The organism is Bradyrhizobium sp. CAR08 (assembly GCF_052871955.1).
This window is the reverse complement of record NZ_JBIXJX010000020.1, coordinates 31,912-57,015: the sequence shown is the minus strand read 5'-3', so window position 1 is coordinate 57,015 and position 25,104 is coordinate 31,912. Positions and strand designations below refer to the sequence as shown.

The following is a 25,104-nucleotide window of genomic DNA, read 5'->3' as shown; positions in this document are numbered from 1 at the left end:
AATCCAGGATCTTTCCTCGGAGGGACTCTGGATTGCTTCCCTGCGCTCGCAATGACGGAGTATGAACAAACAGTCTTCGCGCCCCACCGCGCTTGAGTTATGGTTGGAGCGCAACGCAACCTTTCCGGGCAACGTGACGCGACTGCTTCATCTCATCGTCGCATGTCTTCTGGTCGCGGCTCGCGGTGCGTCCGCCACGCCGTGCCAGTTCGAGTCCCAGGGCGAAGGCCGCGTCACCGCGATCGATGCGCGCAGTCTGCGTCTCGATGACGGCCGGGAAATCCGCTTGACCGGCATCGAGCCGACCGCGACCACGAAGCAGGCGCTGACGACGCTGCTCGTCGGTCGCGACGTTATTTTGCGCAGCGCCGACGACACGCCCGACCGCTATGGCCGCCAGGGCGCGCTGGTCTTTGTCGGCGAGAGCGGCATCTCCGTGCAGGCGACGCTCCTCGCCCAGGGCGACGCCATCGTCTCCGCCGAGATCGCCGATAAGGACTGCGCGGCCGCCCTGATGGCGGCGGAGGCCGAGGCGAGGCGCCAAAAAAAGGGCAGCTGGGCTGACCTGTCGGCCATAAAAAACGCGGAAAGTCCGGACGATATTTTGGCGGGGATCGGGCGTTTTGTGGTGGTCGAGGGCAAAGTCCTGTCGGTCCGGCAAGCTGGGGCAATGACCTACCTCAACTTCGGACGAAACTGGACACGCGGCTTCGCCGTGACTATTTCAAAGCGCATGATACCCGCGTTCGAAAGCGCCGGGATCGCCCCTAAGTCTCTGGAAAATAAGCGTATTCGTGTCCGGGGCTGGGCTGAGGGGAATACGGGGCCGCGTATCGATGTACGCCTCGTGGGACAAATCGAGTTGCTGGGCGCAAACGAGCCGACAGGGGTAAGGCCCTAAAAAGGGCCAGGCACGGGTTAAGCGACGTGAATGGGGTGCTAGGACGGCACGGACGAGGTGAACGCCGCCGCCTGCGGGCAGCGCCGGCTGCGCTATGCCTCGTGCTGAGTTCAGCCCTCGCCGGTTGCGGCGATATGGGCCGGTTCCAGACCGCGGCGGCGCCCCCGACCGTCGCAATGCCCAAGCCGAAGCCGGCCGTCGCGCAGACCCCCGCCACCGAAAAGGAGCACGAGCGCATCCTGGCGAGCTACGGCGGCACATATGACGACCCCAGGCTCGAATCGCTCGTCACCAAGACCGTCGACCGCCTGGTCGCAGCGTCCGACCGCCCCGATCAGGGTTACAGGGTCACGATCCTCAATTCCGGCGCGGTGAACGCCTTCGCGCTGCCGAACGGCCAGCTCTATGTCACGCGCGGTCTTCTTGCGCTGGCGAGCGATACGTCGGAATTGTCCTCCGTGCTCAGCCACGAGATGGCGCATGTGCTGTCCAAGCACGCCGCGATGCGCGAGGACCAGGCCCGCCAGGCCGCGATCGTCACCCGCGTCGTCACCGACATGAGCAACGATCCCGATCTCACCGCGCTGGCGCTCGCCAAGACCAAGCTGACCATGGCGAGCTTTTCGCGCAATCAGGAGTTCGAGGCCGACGGCGTCGGCGTCGGCATCTCCGCCAAGGCCCATTTCGATCCTTATGGTGCTGCACGCTTTCTCTCGGCGATGGAGCGCAATGCCGAGCTGAAGGTCGGCAAGACCTCGCTCGATCCGCGGGCGCAGGATTTCACCTCGTCGCATCCGGCAACGCCCGAGCGCGTGCAGAACGCGCAGACCATCGCGCGGCAATACGCAGCGCCAGAGGGCGGCGAACGCGACCGCGAGACCTATCTCGCCGCGATCGACAATCTCGTCTACGGCGAAGACCCCAGCGAAGGTTTTGTCCGTGGCCGGCGCTTCCTGCATCCGAAGCTCGGTTTCACCTTCCAGGCGCCGGACAATTTTACGCTCGACAACACCGCGCAGGCCGTGATCGGCGTGCGCGACGGCGGCTCGCAGGCGATGCGCTTCGACGTCGTGCGGGTGCCGGCCGAACAGTCGCTGGGCGATTACCTGAATTCCGGCTGGATGGAGGGCGTCGAGAAGGCCTCCACCGAGGACATCACCATCAACGGTTTTCCGGCTGCGTCCGCCACCGCCAAGGGCGACCAGTGGCAGTTCAAGGTCTATGCGCTGCGCTTCGGCAGCGACGTCTACCGCTTCATCTTCGCGGCACGGCAGAAGTCGACCGAGAGCGAGCGCAATGCGCGCGAGACCGTCGGTTCATTCCGCCGCCTGACGCTCGACGAGATCCAGGCCGCGCGCCCGCTGCGCATCAAGGTCATCACCGTACAGCCTGGCGACACCGTGGAATCGCTCTCCCACCGCATGGCCGGCGTCGACCACCCGGCCGAGCGTTTTCGCGTGCTCAACGGGCTCGATCGCAACGCGCAGGTGAAGGTGCGCGATCGTGTGAAGGTCGTGGCGGATTGACGCGCGGTGGTTCCGCAAACTCCGCTGTCGTCCCGGCGTCGGCCGGGACCCATAACCCCAGGGAGCAATTTGGCGGGCGCTGGTCGTTCGGGATTAAGAACACCCGCGTTCGATAGATCACGCGGTATGGGTCCCGGCCCCCGTGCGCAATTGCGCACTAGGCCGGGACGACATTCGCTTGTAGCTGCAGCTCACGCCCTAACCGCCCGCGTCCATATCGCCGGCCTCGCGCTGGCCGCTGAGCCAGAGCGCGAGCAAGGTCCAGAACGCGCCTGACAGCAGGTACGCACCCGAGGCGATGACGCCGAGATTGGTCGCCAGCAACAGAGCGACCAGCGGTGCAAAGCCTGCGCCGAACAGCCAGGCCATGTCGGAGGTCAGCGCCGAGGCCGTGTAGCGATACGCCTGCTTGAAGTTCGAGGCGATCGCACCCGAGGACTGGCCGAACGAGAGGCCGAGCAGGATGAAGCCGATCACCATGTAGATGGTCTCGCCGAACGCGCCGGCATCGAGCAGCTGCGGGGCAAAGCCGCTGTAGATCGCGATCGCGATCGCCGATCCCATCAGCAGCGACTTGCGGCCGACGCGATCGGCGATGACGCCGGAGAGCACGATCGCGCCGACGCCGAACACGGCGGCGACGATCTCGATGATCAGGAAGCGCACCGGGCTTTCGCGGGTGAACAGGAACACCCAGGACAGCGGAAACACCGTGACCATGTGGAACAGCGCGAAGCTCGCCAGCGGCGCAAACGCACCGAGCATGATGTTCTGGCCTTCGCGCGCCACGGTCTCGGAGATGCGCGAGGGTTGCAATTCGCGGGTCTCGAACAGCGAGGCATATTCTTCCGTCGTCACCATGCGCAGGCGCGCGAACAGCGCCACGACGTTGATGGCGAAGGCGACGAAGAACGGATAGCGCCAGCCCCAATCGAAGAAATCGTCGGCCGACAGATTCCCGGCGAAATAGGCGAACAGCCCGCTCGCCACGATCAGACCAAGCGGCGCACCAAGCTGCGGCACCATCGCGTACCAGCCGCGCTTTGAAGGCGGCGCGTTCAGCGCCAGCAGCGAGGCCATGCCGTCCCAGGCGCCGCCCCAGGCCAGACCCTGTGCGATGCGCGCCAGCGCCAGCAGCCAGATCGCGGCAGCGCCGATCTCGTGATAGCCGGGCAGGAACGCGATCGCGACGGTGGCGGTGCCGAGCAGGAACAGCGCCGAGATCAGCTTGGCCGTCTTGCCGTACTCGCGGTCGACCGTCATGAAAATGACGGTGCCGATCGGCCGCGCCATGAAGGCCAGCGCGAAGATCATGAAGGAATAGAGGGTGCCGGTCAGTTCGCTCGTGAACGGGAAGACCAGGCGCGGGAACACGATCACCGAGGCGATCGCGAAAACGAAGAAGTCGAAGAATTCCGAGGTGCGGCCGATGATGACGCCGATGGCGATCTCGCCGGGACTGGCCTGGTCGTGGCCGTGCTCGCCCGAGTGGTCTGCCATTGCGGGGGTCTGTGCCATCGCCATTCGCGCGCCCTTAACGTTCTGAAACCAAAGCCGACTGCCCGGCGAGGCGCCAGGCAATCGAATCCTGTCTGGCGCAACATCCCGCACTGCAACATTGGACAAATTGTCCAATGTTGGGATTGCTGCGCCGCAGCTACCCCTTGGCCCCGCAAAAGAAACTCATTCTCATAAGGCTCGGCCCGTGTCCCGTTTCAAGATCCTGGCGATGCTACCCTTGGCGGTTATGCTAAGTGGCTGCAACTACGTCGTGCTGGCGCCGGCCGGCGATATCGCGGCGCAGCAGCGCGACCTTGTCATCATCTCCACCGTCCTGATGCTCCTGATTGTCGTCCCCGTGATGGCCCTGACGGTGCTGTTCGCCTGGCGCTACCGGCAGTCCAACACCGACGCCCGCTACGAGCCGGAATGGGACCACTCGACCAGCCTCGAGCTGGTGATCTGGTCGGCGCCGCTTCTGATCATTGTTTGCCTTGGCGCGCTGACCTGGATGGGCACGCACCTGCTCGACCCCTATCGCACGCTCGGCCGCATCCATGCCGACCGCGCAGTCGACCAGTCCAAGGCCCCGCTCGAGGTCGACGTCGTCGCGCTCGACTGGAAGTGGCTCTTTATCTATCCGGATTACGGCATCGCCACCGTCAACGATCTGGCAGCTCCCGTCGATCGTCCGATCAACTTCCGCATCACCGCGTCCTCGGTGATGAACTCGTTCTACATCCCCGCGCTGGCCGGCCAGATCTACGCGATGCCTGGCATGGAGACCAAGCTCCACGCCGTCGTGAACCACGCCGGCACCTACCGGGGCTTTTCGGCGAACTACAGCGGGGCCGGCTTCTCCGGCATGCACTTCAACTTCCAGGGCCTCGACGACAAGGGCTTTGACGCCTGGATCGCCAGCGCCAAGTCCGGCGGCGGCTCGCTCGGCCGCGCCGAATATCTCCAGCTCGAAAAACCCAGCCAGAACGAGCCGGTGCGGCGCTACGGCACCGTCGATTCCGATCTCTACCGCCTGATCCTCAACATGTGCGTCGAGACCGGCAAGATGTGCCAGAGCGAGATGATGGCGATCGACGCCAAGGGCGGCCTCGGCCATGAGGGCCTGAACAACACCCTGCCGCTGGCCTACGACAAGTACGCCCGCCGCGGCACGGCGCTTGGGCCGGAGCCGACCTTCGTCGCCGGCACCTGCACGCCCGATGCGCCGCAGGGCAGGACCACCGCTTCCATCACGGCACCTGTCGACACCGCGCCGCTGCTCGGCGCCGGCCTGAAGCGGCCGAGTTTCACGCCGCTGAAGTCCTCGTCCTTCTTCCTCGGACAACGTCCGAAGTCAGATTCGTAAAGAGATCCCGCATGTCTCCTGATCTTCTCAAGCTCATCTTCGGCCGGCTCACCTTCGAATCGCTGCCGCTGCACGAGCCGATCGTCGTCGGCACGTTTGCCGTGGTGGCGACCGGCGGCCTCATCATGCTCGCCGGCCTGACCTATTTCCGCGTCTGGGGTTATCTCTGGAGCGAGTGGTTCACCAGCGTCGACCACAAGCGCATCGGCATCATGTACATGATCCTCGGCATCGTGATGCTGCTGCGCGGCTTCGCCGACGCGCTGATGATGCGGTTGCAGCAGGCGCTCGCCTTCGGCGGCTCGGAGGGCTATCTCAACGCCCATCACTACGACCAGGTCTTCACCGCCCACGGCGTGATCATGATCTTCTTCGTGGCGATGCCGCTGGTCACCGGCCTGATGAACTTCGTCGTGCCGCTCCAGATCGGCGCGCGCGACGTGTCGTTCCCGTTCCTGAACAATTTCAGCTTCTGGATGACGGTCGGCGGCGCGGTGCTGGTGATGGCCTCGCTGTTCATCGGCGAATTCGCCCGCACCGGCTGGCTCGCTTATCCGCCGCTGTCGAACATCGGCTACAGTCCGGATGTCGGCGTCGACTATTACATATGGGGGCTACAGGTCGCGGGCGTCGGAACGACACTGTCCGGCATCAACCTGATCTGCACCATCGTCAAGCTGCGGTGCCCCGGCATGACCATGATGCGGATGCCGGTGTTCACCTGGACCGCGCTCTGCACCAACGTGCTGATCGTCGCTTCCTTCCCGGTTCTGACCGTCGTGCTCGCGCTGCTCTCGCTCGATCGCTACGTCGGCACCAACTTCTTCACGAACGATTTCGGCGGCAGCCCGATGATGTACGTGAACCTGATCTGGATCTGGGGTCATCCCGAGGTCTACATCCTGGTTCTCCCCGCCTTCGGCATCTTCTCGGAAGTGACATCGACCTTCTCGGGCAAGCGGCTGTTCGGCTACACCTCGATGGTCTACGCCACGGTGGTCATCACCATCCTGTCGTACCTGGTCTGGCTGCACCACTTCTTCACGATGGGGTCGGGCGCCAGCGTCAACTCCTTCTTCGGCATCACCACGATGATCATCTCGATCCCGACGGGCGCGAAGATGTTCAACTGGCTGTTCACGATGTATCGCGGCCGCATCCGCTTCGAGTTGCCGATGATGTGGACGATCGCGTTCATGCTGACCTTCGTGCTCGGCGGCATGACCGGCGTGCTGCTCGCGGTGCCACCGGCCGACTTCGTCCTGCACAACAGCCTGTTCCTGATCGCGCACTTCCACAACGTGATCATCGGCGGCGTCGTGTTCGGCGCGTTCGCCGGTATCGGCTACTGGTTCCCGAAGGCATTCGGCTTCAAGCTCGACCCGTTCTGGGGCAAGCTGTCGTTCTGGTTCTGGGTCACGGGCTTCTACCTCGCTTTCATGCCGCTCTATGTGCTCGGCCTGATGGGCGTGACCCGCCGCCTCCGCGTGTTCGACGACCCGAGCCTGCAGATCTGGTTCATCGTCGCCGGCATTGGCGCCTTCCTGGTCTTCCTTGGCATCCTCTCGATGCTGATGCAGTTCGCCGTCAGCTTCCTCAGGCGCGAGCAGCTCAAGGACGTCACCGGCGATCCCTGGGACGCGCGCACGCTGGAATGGGCGACCTCCTCGCCGCCGCCGGCCTACAACTTCGCCTTCACCCCCGTCGCTCACGACAACGACGCGTGGTGGGACATGAAGAAGCGCGGTTATCAGCGCCCGCTCACCGGGTTCAAGCCGATCCACATGCCGAGCAGCACCGGCACCGGCATCATCCTCGCCGGCTTCGCCACCGCGATGGGATTCGGCCTGATCTGGTACATCTGGTGGCTGGCGGCCGCGAGCTTCATCGCGATGCTCGCCGTCGGCATCGGTCACACCTTCAACTATCACCGCGATTTCGATATTCCGGCCGAGGACGTCATCCGGGCCGAAGACGCGCGCACCAAGCTGCTCGCCGGAGCCAAGTAAATGACTGTCGCTGTCAATCCCACGCAAACCGGCGAGCCGGTCTTCTACCTCGCCGACGAACACCCGCATCCGGAAGGCTACAGCACCTCGCTCGGCTTCTGGATCTATCTGATGAGCGACTGTCTCATCTTCGCGATCCTGTTCGCCACTTTCGGCGTGCTCGGCAGCAATTACGCCGCCGGCCCGGCGCCGAAGGATCTGTTCGAGCTGCCGCTGGTCGCGGTCAACACCTCGATGCTACTGCTGTCGTCGATCACGTATGGTTTTGCCATGCTGACGATGCAGCAGAACAAGATCGCGCAGACCCAGATCTGGCTGGCGATCACCGGCCTGTTCGGAGCCGCATTCATCGGCATCGAGCTGTCCGAGTTCGCCCACATGATCCATGAGGGCGCGACGCCGCAGCGCAGTGCCTTCCTGTCCGCCTTCTTCACCCTGGTCGGCACCCATGGCCTGCACGTCAGCTGTGGCCTGATCTGGCTGGTGACCCTGATGGTGCAGGTCTGGAAGTTCGGCCTGATCGAGGCCAATCGCCGCCGCCTGATGTGCCTGTCGATGTTCTGGCACTTCCTGGACGTGGTCTGGATCGGCGTCTTCACCTTCGTCTATCTCCTGGGAGTTCTGCGATGAACACCGATACTCACGCCGCCCACGCGGACGATCATCATCACGGCGACAGCCACGCCAATGCCCACGGCTCGTTCTCGACCTATATGCTCGGCTTCGTGCTCTCGGTCGTGCTCACCGCGATCCCGTTCTGGCTGGTGATGAGCGGCGCGCTTCCGAGCAAGCAGATCACCGCGCTGGTGATCATGGCCTTCGCGGTCGTGCAGATCATCGTGCACATGATCTACTTCCTGCACATGAACACGACGTCAGAGAACGGCTGGAGCATGATGGCGCTGATCTTCACCATCGTCATGGTGGTGATCGCCCTGTCGGGTTCGCTGTGGGTGATGAACCACCTCAACAGCAACATGATGCCGATCCACCAGATGACCGGGATGAAATGAACGAGACCCGGACCGTGACGAGCGAGGCAAACGGGACGCGCAGCAACGCAGCGCGCCCGCCCTTGTGGCTCACGATCCTCTCGCTCACGGCCTTTGCGCTTCTGATCGCGCTCGGCGTCTGGCAGATCGAGCGCCGCGCCTGGAAGCTGGCGCTGATCGATCGCGTCGAGCAGCGCGTTCATGCCCCGGCCCAGCCGATCCCCTCGCCGGCGGCATGGCCGACCGTCTCCGCCGCGAACGACGAATACAGGCACGTCAGCGTCTCCGGCCATTTCCTGCATGACCGCGAGACGCTGGTTCAGGCCGTCACCGAAGAAGGCCCGGGCTATTGGGTGCTGACGCCGCTCAGGCGCGACGACGGCACGCTGGTCCTGGTCAACCGCGGCTTGGTGCCGCCCGAGCGGCGCGACGCCTCGACGCGCCGGGACGGCAATCCGCAAGGCCAGGTCGAGATCACCGGCCTGTTGCGCGTGACGGAGCCAAAAGGCGGATTCCTCAGGACCAACGTGCCTGAGCACAATCGCTGGTACTCGCGGGATGTCGCCGCGATTGCGGCGGCACGCGGCCTCGACCATTTCGCGCCCTTCTTCGTCGATGCCGACGCTCGATCACAATCCGGCAACGGCCCAATCGGCGGATTGACCGTGATCAGCTTTCCCAATAACCACCTGATCTACGCGCTGACGTGGTTTGCCCTGGCGTTCATGCTGGCCGGCAGACTTTTCGTCACATTCGGCGGCGGGCTGTTCCGCCGCAAGGAGCCCTGGAGCGGCTTCGCCCACGAAGCGGCCGGCGGCCTCGATGCTGTCGCCCGCAGGACGGGATCAGATGCTGGAACGATCGGCGAGCCCACCTGACAACGGAAGAACGCATGGCGCCGTCACGCTGCAATCGCAGGCGGACGCGCGCAGCGAGCTGATCGGCACAGCGCCAACCGACGACGAGACCAACCGCAAGAACATGGCGCTGCTGATCCAGCTACGCTGGACCGCAGTGGTCGGCCAGATCGTGACCATCGGCGGCGTGCATGTGTGGCTCGGCATTCCCCTGCCCCTCACCCGCATGGGCGCGGTAATCGGCGCCCTGATATTTCTCAACATCTCCAGCCTGGTCTGGGTGCGCCATCGCGCCGCGATCACCAACAATGAGTTGCTGGTCGCCCTGATGCTGGACGTCGCCGCGCTGACCGCGCAGCTTTACCTCAGCGGCGGCGCCACCAATCCCTTCACCTCGCTGTTCCTGCTCCAGGTGACGCTGGGCGCGGTGCTGCTCGATGGCCGCTCGACCTGGTCGCTGGTCGCCTTGACCTGCGCGAGCTTCGTCTGGCTGACCGTCGCCTACCGACCGCTCGATCTGCCGCCGAACCCGCTGAGCGAAACCTACACCCTCACGGTTGCCGGCATGCTGCTGGGCTTCGTGCTCAACGCCGTGCTGCTGGTGGTGTTCGTCACCCGCATCAACAGGAATTTGCGCGAGCGCGACGCGCATCTGGCGGCGCTGCGCCAGCATGCCGCCGAGCAGGATCATATCGTGCGCATGGGCCTGCTCGCCTCCGGCGCGGCTCACGAGCTCGGCACGCCGCTCGCCTCGCTCTCGGTCATCCTCGGCGACTGGCGCCGCATGCCCGACCTCGCCGCCGATCAGGAGCTGGCCGAGGACCTCGCGGAGATGGAGACCTCGCTGCAACGCTGCAAGTCGATCGTGACAGGCATTCTGGTGTCGGCGGGCGAAGCCCGCGGCGAGGGATCGTCGCCGACGACGGTGGCGGCTTTCGTCACCGCGCTCGTGGAAGAGTGGCGCGACGCGCGCTCGGCGCGCACGTTGTATTTCGTCAACACTTTCGGCGAAGACGTCGCAATCGTCTCGGACGTCGCGCTGAAGCAGGTGATCTTCAACGTGCTCGACAACGCCTACGAGGTCTCGCGCGACTGGGTCGAGCTCGTTGCCGGGCGCGAGGGCGATCATCTCGTGCTGTCGATCAGCGATCGCGGCCCCGGCTTTGCGCCGGAGATGCTGGCACAGCTCGGAAAGCCCTATCAATCGAGCAAGGGCCGCGCCGGCGGCGGGCTCGGCCTGTTCCTGGTGGTGAACGTGGTGCGCAAGTTAGGGGGCAGCGTGACCGCCGAGAACCACAGGAAGCGCGGCGCTACGGTCCGCCTCACGCTGCCGCTCGCAACGCTCGCGATCGGAGGCAGCTTTGACGCCTGATCGTTCGCTCGTCGTCGTCGAGGACGATGCCGGCTTCGCCCGCACCCTGAAGCGTTCGTTCGAGCGCCGCGACTACGAGGTCGTGCTCGCCGCCTCGATCGAGGACGTGCGGAAAGTCCTGGAGGAGCGATCGTTTGGCTATGCCGTCGTCGACCTCAAGCTCGGCGGCGCCTCGGGACTGGCCTGCGTGGAGCTCTTGCACACGCACGATCCAGAGATGCTGATCGTGGTGCTGACGGGCTTTGCCAGCATCTCCACCGCCGTCGAGGCCATCAAGCTCGGCGCATGCCACTATCTGGCAAAGCCGTCGAACACCGACGACATCGAGGCCGCCTTCAACAAGGCCGCAGGCAATGCCGAGGTCGCGCTCGACGCCCGGCCGACATCGATTAAGACGCTGGAGTGGGAACGCATCCACCAGACCCTGATCGAAACCGATTTCAACATCTCGGAAGCCGCAAGGCGGCTCGGGATGCATCGGCGGACGCTGGCGCGGAAGCTCGAGAAGCGGCCGGTGAAGTGAGGAGGAGCGGATCGAAGCCGCTCCTCCTCTCCACTGGTTAGGCTTGCTTGCCATATCGCGCGATGACGTCGGCCAGGGCGGTGTGGCCTGCGCAGGATCCTGTTCCCGGATCATTGCTGCCGCTCTCCACGGCGGTGGCGTAGATGACCCCGGGATCGGCCTCGAGTTGTTGGCGCAGCGCGGCCAGCTTTGGCCAGCGGCTCCTGTCCGCGACAGCGTGGAAGTCGAGCCAGCGCGCCACACCTGCCAGCAAGGCGTCCGCGAGGGTCGGCCGGTCGGCGAGCAGGAACCTTGCCGGCTCGATCATGCCTTCGAGCTTGTCGTGACGTTCGATCACCTTTCTCCTTCCGAACTCCCGCAAGGCCGAACGCATGGCGTCGTCCATCGCCACGCCTTCCATTGCGACCCAAAGCGGCGCGAAGGCGCCGGTAAAGCCGGTATTCACGAACGCCATCAGCTGGTGCATGCGATCGGCTTGCGGCGACAACGGATCAAAGCTGATGCGCCGTTCGGTATCCCTGGCTTCGAGCCAAGCCGCGATCGCCATGGTTTCCGTCAGCACATCGCCCTGGTCCGTGATGAGTGCAGGTGTCTCGTGTCGCGGATTGATCCTGGCGTATGACGGGCTCAGCATCTCGCCCAGCATGTCGACGCGACACAGGCGATATGGCCTGCCAAGCCATTCAAGAGCTGCAACGAGCCCCATGGAGCTTCCCATCGGGAAGCCGTAGAGTAGGATTGGATCCATCGATCTATTCTCCGTGATTTCTGATGATCACGCTGCGCAGCGGTCCCGAACCCTAGTCGCTCGCTCCATCAAGTAAATTGCGAACATTTTTGTAACCTGGAGTCCGCCGATGAAAGACCTCGTTTCGAGATGTCCCATCGAGGAAGTGATGCAGATCCTGAGCGGCCGGTGGCCTACGCTTCTGATCTACTATTTGAAACAGGGCACCAAACGGTTCAGCGACTTGCGTCGGGACAATCCGACCATCTCGCACAGGATGCTCGCCCTCGAGCTTCGCAAGCTGGAGGACGCCGGTATCGTGACCCGCACGGAATTCGACGGATACCCGTTGAGGGTCGAGTACGATCTGACCGCCGCCGGCCACACCTTGGTGCCGTTGATCGATGCGTTGGGCGCCTGGTGGTCGACGGTTGCGACTGACGCGCGCGGAGACGACCGCGAGACCGGGCGCGGCGCTTCGGGAAGCGCATCGCGGGTTTGATCCTGCTCAGGACCGCATAGGCTCAAGGCAATTCCGCCCGCTGACGTCCCCGAACCGGGACGGTCAGCGTCTCCAAAACAAGAAGCCCGGCCGTAAGGCCGGGCTTTGATCTGTTGCGTTCGACGCGCGAGACGCTTACGCGGCCTCGTCGGCGACCGTGGCGCCGCCCTCGGTCTCGTCGCTATCGCCCTCGGCGTCCGCATCGGCCTCGCCTTCGGCGGCTTCGGACTTGGCGCCAGTGCGGCGCGGGCTCTTGGCGAGCTGGGCCTCGATCTCCTTGACCGCTTCGGTCTCGGTCGAGTGCTGCACCACCGCGATCTCGCGGGAGAGACGGTCGAGCGCTGCTTCATAGAGCTGGCGTTCGCTGTAGGACTGCTCCGGCTGCGACTCGGAGCGATAGAGGTCGCGCACGACTTCCGCGATCGCGACGATGTCGCCCGAATTGATCTTCGCTTCGTATTCCTGGGCGCGGCGCGACCACATGGTGCGCTTGACGCGGGCACGGCCCTTGAGGGTCTCGAGCGCACGCTTCACCAGCGCGGGGTCGGAGAGCTTGCGCATGCCGACATTGGCGACCTTGGCGGTCGGCACGCGCAGCGTCATCTTGTCCTTGATGAAGTTGATGACGAACAGCTCGAGCTTCGCGCCGGCAATCTCCTGCTCCTCGATGGCCAGAATTTGGCCGACGCCGTGAGCGGGATAGACGACGAATTCGTTGGCCTTGAAGCCCTGACGCTGGGTCACAACCTTCTTTTCCTCGACCTTCGGCGCAACAGCCGCGGGCTTCACGGCCGGCTTGGCGGCAGCAACAGGGGCCTTGGCAGGAGCAGCAGCAACAGGAGCCTTTGCGGCGGGCTTGGCAGCGGGAGCCTTGGCAACAGCGGGCTTGGCGGCAGGCTTGGCGGCAACAGGCTTGGCAACGGTCGCTTTCGCGGCCGGCTTGGCAGTCTTGTTAGGCATTGCGCTTCTTTTGTTCTTCGAGGACTTTGCAGCCGGCGCCTTCGTCGCGGTCCGACCCTTGGATGCGCTACGGCTGGCCGCGGCGACTTTCTTGGCGTCCTTATGGGAAGCCTTCGCTGAAGTACTCTTTTTACGCGTTTTCTGTGACACAGCCTGCGCGCGGAAACTGCCACGCCCCTGTTCGACATTTGGTTTCACGGGAACCCAAGGGGCCGACGGGGCTAACCAGGGTTCGGCTCAATGTGCCCAATATAGCACATTTCCCGCAAAAATCAATGATTTAGGGGTGTTAAGGGCTGGTTTTCGGCGGTAAGGCCGCTAATAGGGTTAAGTTTGGCCCGAATTAGTCGCCGGAGCCGGGGTTCGGCGAGAAATACTTGTCGAACTTGCCCTCCATGCCGTCGAAATCCTTGGCGTCGTCGGGTGATTCTTTCTTCTGGGTGATGTTCGGCCAGCTCTTGGCGTAGTCGGCGTTGACCGTGAGCCACTTTTCCAGGCCCGGTTCCGTGTCCGGCTTGATGGCATCGGCGGGGCATTCCGGCTCGCACACGCCGCAGTCGATGCACTCGTCAGGATGGATGACGAGCATGTTCTCGCCCTCATAGAAACAGTCGACCGGGCAGACCTCGACGCAGTCGGTGTACTTGCACTTGATGCACGCTTCAGTGACGACGTAAGTCATCCAACGCTCCGAAAAGCTCTTTTAAAAGTCGCGGCTTGCGTAGCGCGGATGGCCCGGCGCCGCAAGCTCAGGAACGGCCGATCATGACGGCTTTATGCGCTTGATCGACCAAGAAATGAATTCAAAGCGCAATTAATTGCGCTGAGAACTTGGCGGGCCTTCACCGAGCTCTTCGTAGAGCACACGGGCCGAGGCGGCATCGCCACGGCGCTCGTTGAAGGCGATGACTTTCAAGACGCGCACGGTGCGATCGAGCGCGATGGTGAGCACGTCGCCGATCTTGATCGCATGCCCCGGCGATTTCTCGCGTGCGCCGTTGACGCGAACATGGCCGGACTCGACAAGCGCGGCCGCGGAGGTGCGCGCCTTCACCACCCGCGCGTGCCACAGCCATTTGTCGATGCGCTGCCGCTCGGTCGTGGGCTCACTCCTTACGCCCGGACAGCTGCTCCTTCAGCGCAGCGAGCTTCGCGAACGGCGAGTTCGGATCGACCGGACGATCGCGCTCGCGCGGGGTGGCGCTCGATGCGTAGGGCCGCAGCGACGGGCCGCCCTGGCGGTCGCGGCCCTTGTCGCGGTCGCGGCCACGGTTATCGCGGCCCTTGTCGCGATCGCCGCCGAACTTGCCCTTGTTGCGGTCCTTGTTGTCGCGGTCCTTGTTGCCGCCATTTTTGCCCTCGAAGCGGCGGTTCTTGTCGTCGCGGCCCTCGGGACGCGGCGCAGCTTCGGCGCTACCTTCTCGCGGCTTGCGGAAGTCCCTGCCACCATCTCGACGATGACCGCCGCCATGGCGATGGCGCTCACCGCGCTTCTCGCCGTCGGCGGCAGGCTGGGCTTCGCCTTCGGCAGGCGCAGCGCCGGCTTCAGCGGCCGCCTGTGGACGCGGCTGGTGATGACGCGGGTTGCGATGGCGCTCGTGGCGCGGCTTGCGATCATCGTGACGGCCCGCGGGACGCCAGACCTCGATGAGCTCGGGCTCGGCGGGCGTCGCCGCGGCTTCCACGGGCGCTGCCGCATCGGCCGACGCAGTGGCTTCAGTTGCAGCGGTCTCTGCAGGCGCGGTTTCGGCAGGTGCGGTTTCGACAGCTTCAGCGGGGGCAACAGGCTCTTCCGCAGGTGGCGCGATGCCGGGAGCGTCTTCCGGCGTGACGGAAGCTTCGAGCGCCGGCTCGTCATGCGCGGGCTCGTCGTGTTGCTCCATCCCGGGCGCGTCTTCGACGGTCACAGGCTCGGCGGCGGCTTCGATTGCGGTGTCAGCGGGCGCTGCGGCGTCTTCGACCGGCGTTTCGGTTGCGGGCGTCTCTTCGCTAGATGCTTCAGCAACAGGCGCGTCAGCAATAGGCGTCTCGACAACAGCCGCGGCGGGCTTCGCCGGCAGCGGCGGGCGCTTGTCCATGCGATAGCCGAGCGCACGCAGCACGGAGGCAAAGTCTTCGCCGGCGGAGCCGGTGAGCGAGGTCATCGCCTGCGTCACCACAAAGCTGCGGCCGTCGAATGCCCCGGCGGGCTTTTCGCCAGACGCGTTCTCGCGCCAGGCCAGCGCCGGACGGATCAGATCGGCCAGGCGCTCGAGGATATCGACGCGCACGGCGCGCTCGCCGGCCTGCTTGTAGCCGAGCACGCGATAGGCATCGCGCGGCAGCTGCTTGTCGACCGGGAACGAGGTGCGGCCGGAGCTTGCCAGATGCTGCGCGCCCGACAGCGCGGAGGGATCGACATTGTCCTGCTTCAGCGCCCAGAGCAGCGCGGCCAGCGCACGCCCGGCCGGCTTGAGCAGGCCGGGGAAATAGAGGTGATAGGCGCCGAAGCGGACGCCGTATTTGCGCAAGGTCGCGCGCGAGGGCTGGTCGAGATCCTTCAGCTCGTTGGCGATCTTCGGGCGCTCCAGCACGCCGAGCGCCTCGACGAGTTGATAGGCGATGCCGCGGGCGATGCCGGTGACGTCCTCGGCCTTGCTGAGCTCGAACAGCGGCCCGAGCAGCTTTTCGATATGCGTCTTGAGCCAGAGCTCGAGCCGGGCCTGCACCTTGTCACGGGGGGCGCCCGTGAGGCGTTCGTCGGAGATGATGCGGATGCGCGGATGCAGCGCCTCCTCTGCGGCAGACAGCCGCGCCACGGCGTCGCCGGTCCAGCGGATGATGCCTTCCGAGGTCAGCACGAACTGCTCGTCCGGTGCGTTGCCCAGTTTTTCGGCGCGCGCGTTGATCTCGCCGGCGAGCACGGCCTGCGCTGCAGCCTGCAACGCTTTCGCATCGGAGCCGGCTTCCGCCGCATCCGGTGCAAAGGTGAAGCCATCGAGGCGGCCGATGACATGGCCTTCGACGATGACTTCGCCGGTCTTGCCGATTTCCGTATTCAAGCTCGTGTTCTCCCGCAGGCGGCGCATCAATACACTGGTCCGGCGATCAACGAAACGCTCAGTCAAGCGTTCATGGAGCGCATCCGATAATTTATTTTCGACCTCGCGGGCGATCCCCTGCCAGCGTTCGGGGTCTTTCAGCCAGTCGGGGCGGTTGGCGACGAAGGTCCAGGTGCGAATCTGCGCGATCCGGGCCGACAGCGTGTCGATATCGCCGTCAACGCGGTCGGCCTGGTCGATCTGGGTCCTGAACCAGGCGTCGGGGATGCATCCCTTCCGCATCAGGAAGCCGTACAGCGTCGTCACCAGCTCGGCATGGGCGGCCGGCGACAGCTTTCGATAATCCGGGACCTGGCAGGCCTCCCACAGCCGTTCCACCGCATCCTTGCCATGCGCGACATCGCGCACTTCGGCGTCGCGCGCGGCGTGGTCGAGCACGCGCATGTCCTCGGCGATCGGCGCACGCGTCAGCGCGTCGTGGCCGGGGGCCAGGTTCAGCGACACCTGGAGCGCGCCGAGGGACGCAAAATCCAGCTTCGAATTGCGCCATTGCAAAACCTTCACGGGATCGAAGGTGTGGTTCTGCAGCGCATTGACGAGCTCGGGCTCGAACGGCGCGCAGCGGCCGGTGGTGCCGAAGGTGCCGTTGCGGGTGGCGCGGCCGGCGCGGCCGGCGATCTGGGCGAATTCGGACGGTGTCAGGCGGCGGAACTGGTAGCCGTCGTACTTGCGGTCGGAGGCAAAGGCGACGTGGTCGACGTCGAGATTGAGGCCCATGCCGACGGCGTCGGTGGCGACGAGGTAATCGACCTCGCCGTTCTGGAACATCGCGACCTGCGCGTTGCGGGTGCGCGGCGACAGCGAACCCAGCACCACGGCGGCGCCGCCATGCTGGCGGCGGATCAGCTCGGCGATGGCGTAGACCTCGTCGGCCGAGAAGGCGACGATGGCGGTGCGGCGCGGCTGCCGCGTGATCTTGCGATCACCCGCGAATTCCAGCTGCGACAGGCGCGGCCGCGTGATCATGGAGACGCCCGGCAGCAGCCGCTCGATGATCGGGCGCATGGTCGCAGCGCCGAGCAGCAGCGTCTCGTCGCGGCCGCGGCGATTGAGGATGCGATCGGTGAAGACGTGGCCGCGTTCGAGATCAGACGCGATCTGCACCTCGTCGACGGCAAGGAACGAGACGTCGAGATCCCGCGGCATCGCCTCGACGGTCGAGACCCAATAGCGCGGCGCTTTCGGCTTGATCTTCTCCTCGCCGGTCACGAGCGCGACGGCATCGGGGCCGACCCGCGCGGCGATCTTGTTGTAGACCTCGCGCGCCAGCAGGCGCAGCGGCAGCCCGATCATGCCGGAGGGATGCGCGAGCATCCGCTCGATGGCGAGATGGGTCTTGCCGGTGTTGGTGGGACCAAGCACCGCAGTGACGCCGGCGCCGGGAAGCCGCTCGGAAGCGAAGGGGGAGGAGGAAAAAGGCATCTGGGGGATTAGGTAATGGCGATTGGGGCGAATGTCAGTGCTGTTTTGGGGCGGTGGCGCGAAGGGCTCGCCTCACACGCTGCTGTCCTCGCCCGGCTCGACCGGGCGATCCAGTATTCCAGAGGCGGCGCAGATCAAACCGAGAGGGCGCGGCGCACTGGATGCCCCGGTCAAGCCGGGGCATGACGGCGGAGAATGCGGCGCCCCTTCCCAGATCCCGCGCAACTGTCTCACTTTGCGACGCTTTTCCCGTTGGCTTTAAGCTTCGGAACGAGTTGAGAACGAATCGCGGCCGAATCGCTGACTCCCCCTTGAGTCCTGTTCCGTTCACGCAAGATGTCGCGGGAGGCTTGTTGGGTCGCACTAGATGGAGTTTTGGCCCGCCGCACAAGCGACGTTTCGGTGGCGGATTCGTTAAAGCTGGGGACGGCGCGGAGTCGAATCAGAATCGGGGAGGAGTCAAATGGATTCCCGGTTCTCGACCCCCTCCAAACAAAATGCGCGAAAACAACCCCATGCACAGTAGGGATGTTGTTGAAATCATTGATGTTTATTTTCACCAAAAGGGAGGTCCGTAGCCCGCATGGAGCGGAGCGCAATGCGGGGGCCGAAGCAAAGAACCCCGGATTACGCTGCGCTCCATCCGGGCTACGGCAGCGGGGCTACGGCACCCAGCCCTACTGCGTCTTCGCAACCTTGGGCGGCTGGGCGCTGGTGATGAAGGAGGTTGCTTCCAGCATGGCCGGCCCGAGCGGGGTCGGCACTTTCAGCCAGAACGGGACCAGGATGCGCGTGCCCGCGATCGGCGCGAACGCGACCTCGATGTTGCGCTGGGCGGCGAGATATTTGATCACGGGACGGTCGGGGATGTAGCCGGCGATGGGCACGAAATAGAGCGAGCAGACCACGACCTGGCCGTGATAGCCCTTCTCCGCCTTCACGTTCTCCATGCGCTTGAAATCGAGCTTGAGCTCGTAGCGCATGCGGCCGTCGAACACGGCGGCGCTGCCGTGGCAGGCGTCCGCCGACAGCACGTCGCCGGTGCCGGATACGCGCACCAGCGAGGCCGTCATCGGGTCCCAGACGCCGCGGCGATGCGCGTCGGTGACGACGATGCGGTCGGGATCGACCGGCGGCTCCGGCAGGATGGCAAAATCCTTCACATTGCCCTTGTCGAGCGTGATGCGGATCTCTTCGGTCTTCTTCGAGGTGGTGGTGGAGGCCTGATAGCCGGTCGCGACCAGCGCGCCGTTGACCACGCGGCCCTGCGAGGCGCCGGTGCCGGACCCGCCCGCGAAGGATTTCAGCAGCCCCGAGGTGCCGCCGGAGGCCGCGGCCGCGAACACATCGTCCTGGATGTCGATGTTCCAGGCGCCCTTGCCGACGGGAATGCCCGCCAGCGTCGCCTCATATTGCGCCTCGAGCTTGCCCTGCGCCGCCGCGGGCTCCGCCGCCCACGCCAACACCAGCCCGCCAAGGGCCGCCATGACCCAGCGGCCGGCAGAGCGAGGATGGCTTACGCGCGGATTCCTCGCGCGCCGCTCCGCTGAGCGCAGGCCGGGCGCAAGATGAGGCGTTGTGAGCACGAAACAATCCAATCGGGGCGCGAACGGTTGTTACTTAAGCCAAATACCGCGCCAAGCAATGCGTCCGGGCCTGTCGGCGTCCGGAACTCCACCGGACTTTTCGGGCGCGAATACGCCCTTTATGTGATGGTAAGGCGCGATAATCATTGCCGTTTTGGTGATCGGGGGTGGGACTGAAAAGCGCACCTCACCCCGCCACCTCCACCGCCGTCATGCCCCGGCTTGACCGGGGCATCCAGTACGCCGCGGCCCCTCTGGTCAGCCGCACCGGCGCGGAGTACTGGATCGCCCGGTCCCGGCTCCGCCAAGGCTACGCCGAGGCCCACACGGGTGCTCGGCCCGCCGAAGCTTCAGCGAAGGCGGCGAGCCGGGCGATGACAGCTACCTTGGAGCACGAAACCCGCCCCAAAACCTTGACGTCCCGCCGCTTCCCCCCTATACGTCCGCCCGCTCCCTGCAAGGACAGAGATTTGCCCGTGGCGCCCCGAATGGCGGCCGCACATCGTTGGGAAAGATTGAGGATTTTGCCATGTCTCGCCGCTGCGAATTGACGGCCAAGGGCCCCCAGGTCGGCCACACGGTCAGCCACTCCAACATCAAGACCAAGCGCCGCTTCCTGCCGAACCTGGTCAACGTGACCTTCATCAGCGAAGCGCTGGGCCGCAACGTGCGCCTGCGCGTCTCCACCAACGCGATCAAGAGCGTCGACCACAATGGCGGCCTCGATCCCTTCCTGCTCAAGGCCAAGGCCGCCGTGCTGTCGCCCCGCGCCCTCGAGCTGAAGCGCGCCATCCAGAAGAAGGTCGGCCCGACCCCCGCGCCGGCGAAGAAGGCGAGCTAAGAGTTTTAGATTGGGCGGGAGCTTGCGTCGCGTGACGTAGGCTCAGCCGGATCAAGTTTTGCGTGACGGCCGGATCGGAAGATCCGGCCGTTTTTGTTTTTGCCATGCAACGCGCTGAATTCCCGCGAACATAATTGGTATTAGCTCCCAGAAGTTGTTGACTACATGCTGCGCAACTACCATCGTGCTCAAACTTTGAACTTTAGCTCGATTGCATTTTCGCTTCGCTCTTTTCCGGCTTAGCCGCCCTCAATCATTTCAAGAGATTTCTGTGGCGCGCCTTACGAAGGCAGATATCGAGAAGACGTTATTGGCAGGCGACAGCCTGTCTTTCGCAGATGCAAGCGGAAGCCAGGCCGCGTTGCAACTTACGACGCCAACGCAACGGCGCCTCTTCGAATATCTTCTCGGTTCGAGCGTGCGCCTACCAACTTCGCTTCCTGCCGAATTCATCGCAGGTCTCCAGAAGGCGCTTGAGGCAACGCACGATCCGGCCATACAAGCAGCAACTGCGAGCCATACTCCTCTTGGATCGGCCGGACCTTGGAAACTTTCGTTGATCGAGGCGGAGGGTTTCGGAGGGTTGAATACGTGGCAAGGCGAAATTTTCACCTTCGATCTCGCCTGCGAGAGCTTCGTATTGGAGGGCCCCAATGGAAGCGGAAAGTCTTCTTTGATTGGCGCCGTCACTTGGGCCCTCACAGGACAACGCCCCCGTGAGCAATCCGAAATTGCCGAATCAGAGAAGAAGCCAGTCTACGGAAACGGCCCTAAACCCGTCGGACAGTGGCCTCCACTAGCATGCTATCCACCAACCACCGCCGATGCCGAAAAGACACCGAAGGTACGCGTAAAACTCACCTTCCGTGACCCCGGCGCACAAACGGCAACGGTCGAACGCAAATTGCTGGGCGACACAGTCTCCACAAGCGTTTCGTCAAACTTTCAAATACCGCTTCCCTTCATTGAGGTTGGGCTCCTTATGCCCTCGCGCATTGGGCGCATCCGCTTAAATGAGCCAGGCAACCGACTAAAAAGTGCAGTCGAACAATTAACTGGACTGGATGATCTCATAGCAATCGGATCGCTGACGGCGGGGCTTTGTCACGCGGCCAGAGAATACAGAAGTTACCGCGCTAAGGAGTTGATCGCTCTACGCAGCAGCTTTAACCGCGCCGTAGAGACCGCTCGAGTCGCACTAGCGCGTGTGAACATGCCGGTAGCAGAGTTTAAGCCGGCTGACACTGAGGACACTAGCGGTCCGATGGTGGCTCTTGGAAAACAGCTTTCCGAACTCGCCGCGGAACAGGCTAATGTAATCAAGAATGACCTTCATCCGAGCATCCAACTAGGCCAAGCTCGCGTCCAGAATGAAGTTGTCGCGTATATCTCTGCCGCTCGACAAGACTTCGAAACGGGCTTGGCAATCCTCCCCGCATGGAAGACTGTTAGCTCAATCCAATCTACACTAAGTCTTCAAGCAGCAGCGTCGCTCGAAGTTGCAATTAACACGGCCAGATCAAGCCTAGATGAAGCCCTAGTTCTCCTTCGAAAATCGCAACTGGACACAAAGTTTCAGCTAAAGGCGATCGGCGCTCATTGGCACGAAGAGAACCTTGGTGGCATCGTCGCTGATTGCCCGCTCTGCAGTACTCCCCTTTCGGATCTGGTACTGAAAGCTGAATTAGAGGAGCTTAGAAAGTCGGGAGACGCCGCAAGACGGGCATTCGCAGACAACACGAATGCAATCGTCCTTCGGTTGAATGAAGCAACTCCCGCCGAACTTCAAAAATTCGATCTTGACCTGCTAGCGTTGGAACCGAGGCGATCTTTGATCGATGATATCACCTCTACTCTGATATCAAATCCGCGGTATCGCGATTGCCTCGTAGGAGCAAAAGCGCTCGTGGAAAGCGCACTCAAGATTACCCCAGACATTGATGTCCAAGCGACACTTCCGCCTTCAGGCGCACTCAACGCAAACGATGCGGCCCGCGTTCTTGAGCGCATATTAATCGCCGAAAGACTCGTCGCGCTCGCGAAGTGGTCAGCCACCGAAAGTGCACGATGGACACAATGGTGGAGCAACCTAGTCGAGGGATTGTCTGCGACGGATACGGAAGGATCGCCCCCAATAGAGGGAATTAGAGTTCACCTCGATCGACTGTCGGAAATACTTGAGAAGGCTGAACCCTATCGCACGGCGCTTGAGTCTATGCGCACCGCATTCAAAGAGGGCAAGCAAGCTGCAGACATTCAGCGAGAGGTCGATCTCCGGACTTTAGTTTCTGAAGGTCTCGCACCATTAAAGACATTGAACGGCGTATGCGACTGGGTTACCCGCAATGCGCTGGATGAGCTATCCGGGCGCATTGGTGGGTTGCTCAAAGAAATCCTGGTCGCAGAGCAATTGCAGTATCAAAGCGCAGCGCTCGACCGAAAGGAAGGTTTGCGCGTCCAAGCTAATTTCTCCGCTGATTTAAGTGTGGATGCCACAGTCGTCGCGAACACATCGTGGATAAGAGCCGTGCTTTGGGCGTTTGTCTTTGCTCTACGAGAGGAACTGGTCGAGCAATTCGGAAGAGACTGTTTGCCCCTGATGATGTTTGATGATCCTCAATCGACATTTGATGATTTTCATCGCTCCCGGTGGGCGAACTACATCGCCAAGCTTCAACATGAAAGCAGCAGCGTTCAGATCATAATCACAACCCACGATATAGGCTTCGTGGATTTGATTAAGATGGACGGTGTGACGGGGCGGGACGGCCTTCTGATTGCATGTGGACCTCGTTCAGACCGCGCTACAGTTTTGGAAGGTGCAAAGATCGATAGAGCATGGGCCATTGCCAACACTGAGAAGACCCCAAAAGCGGCGCAAGATTACTTAGCTGATGTACGCGAGTACGCAGAAGGGCTTCTGAAGACGATAGTAAGGGGCCGCGACGGCGATGTCCGAATGATGGCGCTGGGCGATCTGCGTGACTTGCTTGAGCGATCAAACAAAGCCGGCCTCACTCCTTGGGATGCTCCCGTCATCGGGACGGTATTGGCCTTGATTCGCAAGGGCAGCCCTGAAACCAGCTATATTGAGGGCCCTCACCATACGACTGGCCGACAGTTCGGCATGCAGGAGGCCACAGCCGTCCGCACTCTGTGGAAGAAGCTTGGTCCGGCAATTGAGGGCGCCTATCGTACGATCCGTGACTATCGTAAGCTTCACGGCGGAATGGAGTTGCTTTTTTCAACTCCTGCGACTGCTGAGATGCCGGACGGTCATCAGGCCGCCGTTCGTACCATTCCACTGAAAATACTTGGGCGCGCAGCGGCGCTCAGCGACGGTCGGGCTGCAGACGGCACAATCGACATGAGCGAATATAAATCAGTCGAACAGATTGGGATTACGCTCGGGAAGCATTCTGCGTTTCGACTGACCGCCCCGACGCTCGAACCTGTCGCACGAGTAGGCGACATCTTGATCACAAGAGAATATGGCGAGGTTTCCAATCGGTCGCTTGTTGTGGCTCGATTCGACGACCGACTACTTGCGCGACGACTCGAAATTTCTGACAACGTTAACAACGTCGCAGCTCTTACAGCTCAAGCCGTCAACCCTCGTGAGATCGCCGCTCCAGTGGTAACGCACCGGGGATCTCTCGACGTGCGAAAAATCGTAGGGGTCCTCTTCGAGAAACGTAGCTCTTCGGCGGTATTGCAGACCAGCAGAAACGAGATATGCGATTGTGGAGGCCAGGCAGCGCTGACACACCTTGCGAAGACCGCGCTGGGTATTGTTGAGGTCGAAGGCAAAAGCGCTGAACCTTTAGCCCTCGATGGTCAGTACTTGATCGTGCAAGACGCTCTTACGTCGCAAGCAGCCATCAATGCTCAAGATGGAAGACCTGTCATTGTCGAAGATTCGAATGGCACGCATTATTTCAAACGTCTCCGTCTCCAGCCGGATGGAGGTGCAGTACTTGAGAGCCTGCATAGTGGGGGCGAATATTGGCCAATCGTGCTAAGTCCAGTTGGTTCGAAAAAAAACTGCTTACAAAAGCTATGGCCGGTTGCCGGCGTTCTCTTCGAGTTGCCTGGAAAGGCCGTCTAAAGCTGACATAGTTGAATCCAGTGTCATCACAAGCTTTTAGTGAGGCATCGCTCTACTTTATCTTCCAGCCGGCCTTGGCGCCGCAATGCTGGTATCGCAGTGATGGAGCATTTGGAGCAATCCCCCTACCCCCGAAAATCAATGCTCCGCAGCCCGATCCCCGGCGGCGTGCCCTCGAACTCCGTCGCCTGATATTTGCGTCCGGTGCAGGCTTCGATGCGCTCGCGCAGGCGATCTCCTTAGGGCATTCCTACCGAGGGAACCTGACGTTCATGCAACGTGGCGATGATTCAAGGCTCAGAATTGTCGGTCCATCACTTATCGCCGAAACCGACTGCTACTCCGTAGTGTTACTAGCTAAGCCAAGGTTCTATTGATCTCCCGCAATGGTTGCGCTTCTGTGCAACTTTCCGGGGGGACTCTTCTAATGCGTAATTTGGGCGTGGCGGTCCTTGCGGCCGCGCTTGGTGGCTGCGCGTCGTCTTCATCTGACATCACGGCGGCTTACGTCTCGCCGGTGCAGTATCAACAGTACAACTGCCAGCAGCTCGCGCTTGAAGCGCAGTCGGTATCCGCCAGAGCTGCGACCCTCTCCGGCGTGCAAGACAGCCAGCGCACCAAGGATCAGGTCGCGACGGGCGTTGCCGTCGTTGTGTTCTGGCCCGCGGCGTTCCTGGTCGGCGGCGACAAACAGGCTGCGGCCGAACTTGCGCAAATGAAGGGACAATTGATCGCGGTCGAACAGGCCTCGATCGCAAAGAAGTGCAACATCCAATTCCAGGGCAAACCCCAGGAGCCGCCGAAGTAGGCG

General features: G+C 62.9%; 20 protein-coding genes and 1 pseudogene. 13 read left to right on the top strand and 8 right to left on the bottom strand.

Translation table 11 applies throughout. The features are described 5' to 3' along the window. The first annotated feature begins 61 nt into the window (after nt 1-61). On the top strand, nt 62-901 hold the full coding sequence (locus ACIPUD_RS32170; RefSeq protein ID WP_446482250.1) for a thermonuclease family protein: 840 nt from the start codon (nt 62-64) through the stop codon (nt 899-901). Between the two features lie 134 nt (nt 902-1,035). Continuing rightward, nucleotides 1,036-2,427: a M48 family metalloprotease gene (locus ACIPUD_RS32165; RefSeq protein WP_018452960.1), complete on the top strand. Its 1,392-nt coding sequence runs from the start codon at nt 1,036-1,038 to the stop codon at nt 2,425-2,427. A 198-nt stretch (nt 2,428-2,625) separates the two neighbouring features. Here the strand turns inward: ACIPUD_RS32165 and ACIPUD_RS32160 are convergent, their stop codons facing one another. Continuing rightward, nucleotides 2,626-3,951 carry an MFS transporter gene (locus tag ACIPUD_RS32160; protein ID WP_007604615.1) on the bottom strand — a complete coding sequence of 442 codons (1,326 nt, stop codon included), beginning with the start codon at nt 3,949-3,951 and terminating at the stop codon, nt 2,626-2,628. 181 nt (nt 3,952-4,132) lie between these two features. On the opposite strand from ACIPUD_RS32160, the gene cyoA reads away from it, so the two are divergent. From cyoA to ACIPUD_RS32125, 7 genes are read left to right on the top strand one after another with little or no spacing between them, the layout of a single operon-like run. Continuing rightward, nucleotides 4,133-5,293 (top strand): ubiquinol oxidase subunit II, encoded by a 1,161-nt coding sequence (gene cyoA, locus ACIPUD_RS32155; RefSeq protein ID WP_446482249.1) that lies wholly within the window; start codon nt 4,133-4,135, stop codon nt 5,291-5,293. Between the two features lie 11 nt (nt 5,294-5,304). Next, the gene (cyoB, locus tag ACIPUD_RS32150) at nt 5,305-7,302 is read left to right on the top strand and encodes a cytochrome o ubiquinol oxidase subunit I (protein WP_018452957.1); all 1,998 of its coding nucleotides are present in this window, start codon (nt 5,305-5,307) and stop codon (nt 7,300-7,302) included. Next, nucleotides 7,303-7,932, top strand: a complete 630-nt coding sequence (gene cyoC, locus ACIPUD_RS32145; protein WP_085351629.1) for a cytochrome o ubiquinol oxidase subunit III — start codon at nt 7,303-7,305, stop codon at nt 7,930-7,932. Continuing rightward, nucleotides 7,929-8,315 carry a cytochrome o ubiquinol oxidase subunit IV gene (cyoD, locus tag ACIPUD_RS32140; RefSeq protein ID WP_085351630.1) on the top strand — a complete coding sequence of 129 codons (387 nt, stop codon included), beginning with the start codon at nt 7,929-7,931 and terminating at the stop codon, nt 8,313-8,315. The genes cyoC and cyoD overlap by 4 nt, the downstream gene beginning before the upstream one ends. Next, nucleotides 8,312-9,172: an SURF1 family protein gene (locus ACIPUD_RS32135; RefSeq protein ID WP_446482248.1), complete on the top strand. Its 861-nt coding sequence runs from the start codon at nt 8,312-8,314 to the stop codon at nt 9,170-9,172. The genes cyoD and ACIPUD_RS32135 overlap by 4 nt, the downstream gene beginning before the upstream one ends. After that, nucleotides 9,144-10,523, top strand: a complete 1,380-nt coding sequence (locus tag ACIPUD_RS32130) for an ATP-binding protein (protein WP_446482247.1) — start codon at nt 9,144-9,146, stop codon at nt 10,521-10,523. Before ACIPUD_RS32135 ends, ACIPUD_RS32130 begins: the two co-directional genes overlap by 29 nt. Continuing rightward, nucleotides 10,513-11,046, top strand: coding sequence for a response regulator transcription factor (locus ACIPUD_RS32125; protein ID WP_018452952.1), 534 nt, complete (start codon nt 10,513-10,515; stop codon nt 11,044-11,046). The genes ACIPUD_RS32130 and ACIPUD_RS32125 overlap by 11 nt, the downstream gene beginning before the upstream one ends. A 37-nt stretch (nt 11,047-11,083) precedes the next feature. Here the strand turns inward: ACIPUD_RS32125 and ACIPUD_RS32120 are convergent, their stop codons facing one another. Next, nucleotides 11,084-11,794: a glutathione S-transferase family protein gene (locus ACIPUD_RS32120; protein ID WP_204512782.1), complete on the bottom strand. Its 711-nt coding sequence runs from the start codon at nt 11,792-11,794 to the stop codon at nt 11,084-11,086. Between the two features lie 109 nt (nt 11,795-11,903). Here ACIPUD_RS32120 and ACIPUD_RS32115 point away from each other — a divergent pair, with 109 nt between their 5' ends. Next, nucleotides 11,904-12,275 (top strand): winged helix-turn-helix transcriptional regulator, encoded by a 372-nt coding sequence (locus ACIPUD_RS32115; protein ID WP_018452950.1) that lies wholly within the window; start codon nt 11,904-11,906, stop codon nt 12,273-12,275. A 135-nt stretch (nt 12,276-12,410) separates the two neighbouring features. Here the strand turns inward: ACIPUD_RS32115 and ACIPUD_RS32110 are convergent, their stop codons facing one another. The 5 genes from ACIPUD_RS32110 to ACIPUD_RS32090 form a co-directional block, all read right to left on the bottom strand. Next, nucleotides 12,411-13,235 carry a CarD family transcriptional regulator gene (locus ACIPUD_RS32110; RefSeq protein WP_018452949.1) on the bottom strand — a complete coding sequence of 275 codons (825 nt, stop codon included), beginning with the start codon at nt 13,233-13,235 and terminating at the stop codon, nt 12,411-12,413. A 343-nt stretch (nt 13,236-13,578) separates the two neighbouring features. Further along, nucleotides 13,579-13,917 (bottom strand): ferredoxin FdxA, encoded by a 339-nt coding sequence (gene fdxA / locus ACIPUD_RS32105; RefSeq protein ID WP_018452948.1) that lies wholly within the window; start codon nt 13,915-13,917, stop codon nt 13,579-13,581. Nucleotides 13,918-14,049: 132 nt separating this feature from the next. Then, nucleotides 14,050-14,319, bottom strand: a complete 270-nt coding sequence (locus ACIPUD_RS32100; protein ID WP_083926310.1) for an RNA-binding S4 domain-containing protein — start codon at nt 14,317-14,319, stop codon at nt 14,050-14,052. 22 nt (nt 14,320-14,341) lie between these two features. Continuing rightward, complete coding sequence (locus ACIPUD_RS32095) at nt 14,342-17,758, bottom strand: helicase-related protein (protein WP_446482246.1); 3,417 nt, start codon at nt 17,756-17,758, stop codon at nt 14,342-14,344. 677 nt (nt 17,759-18,435) lie between these two features. Further along, the gene (locus ACIPUD_RS32090; RefSeq protein ID WP_085384094.1) at nt 18,436-19,245 is read right to left on the bottom strand and encodes a DUF3108 domain-containing protein; all 810 of its coding nucleotides are present in this window, start codon (nt 19,243-19,245) and stop codon (nt 18,436-18,438) included. Between the two features lie 628 nt (nt 19,246-19,873). Here ACIPUD_RS32090 and rpmB point away from each other — a divergent pair. Beyond that, nucleotides 19,874-20,185 carry a 50S ribosomal protein L28 gene (rpmB, locus tag ACIPUD_RS32085; protein ID WP_007604603.1) on the top strand — a complete coding sequence of 104 codons (312 nt, stop codon included), beginning with the start codon at nt 19,874-19,876 and terminating at the stop codon, nt 20,183-20,185. Between the two features lie 271 nt (nt 20,186-20,456). Then, the gene (locus ACIPUD_RS32080; protein WP_446482245.1) at nt 20,457-24,293 is read left to right on the top strand and encodes an AAA family ATPase; all 3,837 of its coding nucleotides are present in this window, start codon (nt 20,457-20,459) and stop codon (nt 24,291-24,293) included. Between the two features lie 125 nt (nt 24,294-24,418). On the opposite strand, the pseudogene ACIPUD_RS32075 reads toward ACIPUD_RS32080, so the two are convergent. Next, nucleotides 24,419-24,526: pseudogene (locus tag ACIPUD_RS32075) on the bottom strand (DUF1488 domain-containing protein); the annotation flags it as partial. 194 nt (nt 24,527-24,720) lie between these two features. Between ACIPUD_RS32075 and ACIPUD_RS32070 the strand changes: the two are divergent. Then, on the top strand, nt 24,721-25,101 hold the full coding sequence (locus tag ACIPUD_RS32070; protein ID WP_446482244.1) for a hypothetical protein: 381 nt from the start codon (nt 24,721-24,723) through the stop codon (nt 25,099-25,101). Nucleotides 25,102-25,104: the final 3 nt, after the last annotated feature.

Coding starts and splice junctions, on each gene's coding strand:
- ACIPUD_RS32115 (WP_018452950.1), top strand. CDS start 11,904: ATGAAAGACCTCGTTTCGAGATGTCCCATCGAGGAAGTGATGCAGATC.
- cyoB (WP_018452957.1), top strand. CDS start 5,305: ATGTCTCCTGATCTTCTCAAGCTCATCTTCGGCCGGCTCACCTTCGAA.
- cyoD (WP_085351630.1), top strand. CDS start 7,929: ATGAACACCGATACTCACGCCGCCCACGCGGACGATCATCATCACGGC.
- ACIPUD_RS32090 (WP_085384094.1), bottom strand. CDS start 19,245: ATGGCGGCCCTTGGCGGGCTGGTGTTGGCGTGGGCGGCGGAGCCCGCG.
- fdxA (WP_018452948.1), bottom strand. CDS start 13,917: ATGACTTACGTCGTCACTGAAGCGTGCATCAAGTGCAAGTACACCGAC.
- ACIPUD_RS32110 (WP_018452949.1), bottom strand. CDS start 13,235: ATGCCTAACAAGACTGCCAAGCCGGCCGCGAAAGCGACCGTTGCCAAG.
- rpmB (WP_007604603.1), top strand. CDS start 19,874: ATGTCTCGCCGCTGCGAATTGACGGCCAAGGGCCCCCAGGTCGGCCAC.
- ACIPUD_RS32120 (WP_204512782.1), bottom strand. CDS start 11,794: ATGGATCCAATCCTACTCTACGGCTTCCCGATGGGAAGCTCCATGGGG.
- ACIPUD_RS32130 (WP_446482247.1), top strand. CDS start 9,144: ATGCTGGAACGATCGGCGAGCCCACCTGACAACGGAAGAACGCATGGC.
- ACIPUD_RS32160 (WP_007604615.1), bottom strand. CDS start 3,951: ATGGCGATGGCACAGACCCCCGCAATGGCAGACCACTCGGGCGAGCAC.
- ACIPUD_RS32070 (WP_446482244.1), top strand. CDS start 24,721: ATGCGTAATTTGGGCGTGGCGGTCCTTGCGGCCGCGCTTGGTGGCTGC.
- cyoC (WP_085351629.1), top strand. CDS start 7,303: ATGACTGTCGCTGTCAATCCCACGCAAACCGGCGAGCCGGTCTTCTAC.
- ACIPUD_RS32135 (WP_446482248.1), top strand. CDS start 8,312: ATGAACGAGACCCGGACCGTGACGAGCGAGGCAAACGGGACGCGCAGC.
- ACIPUD_RS32170 (WP_446482250.1), top strand. CDS start 62: ATGAACAAACAGTCTTCGCGCCCCACCGCGCTTGAGTTATGGTTGGAG.
- ACIPUD_RS32095 (WP_446482246.1), bottom strand. CDS start 17,758: ATGCCTTTTTCCTCCTCCCCCTTCGCTTCCGAGCGGCTTCCCGGCGCC.
- ACIPUD_RS32165 (WP_018452960.1), top strand. CDS start 1,036: ATGGGCCGGTTCCAGACCGCGGCGGCGCCCCCGACCGTCGCAATGCCC.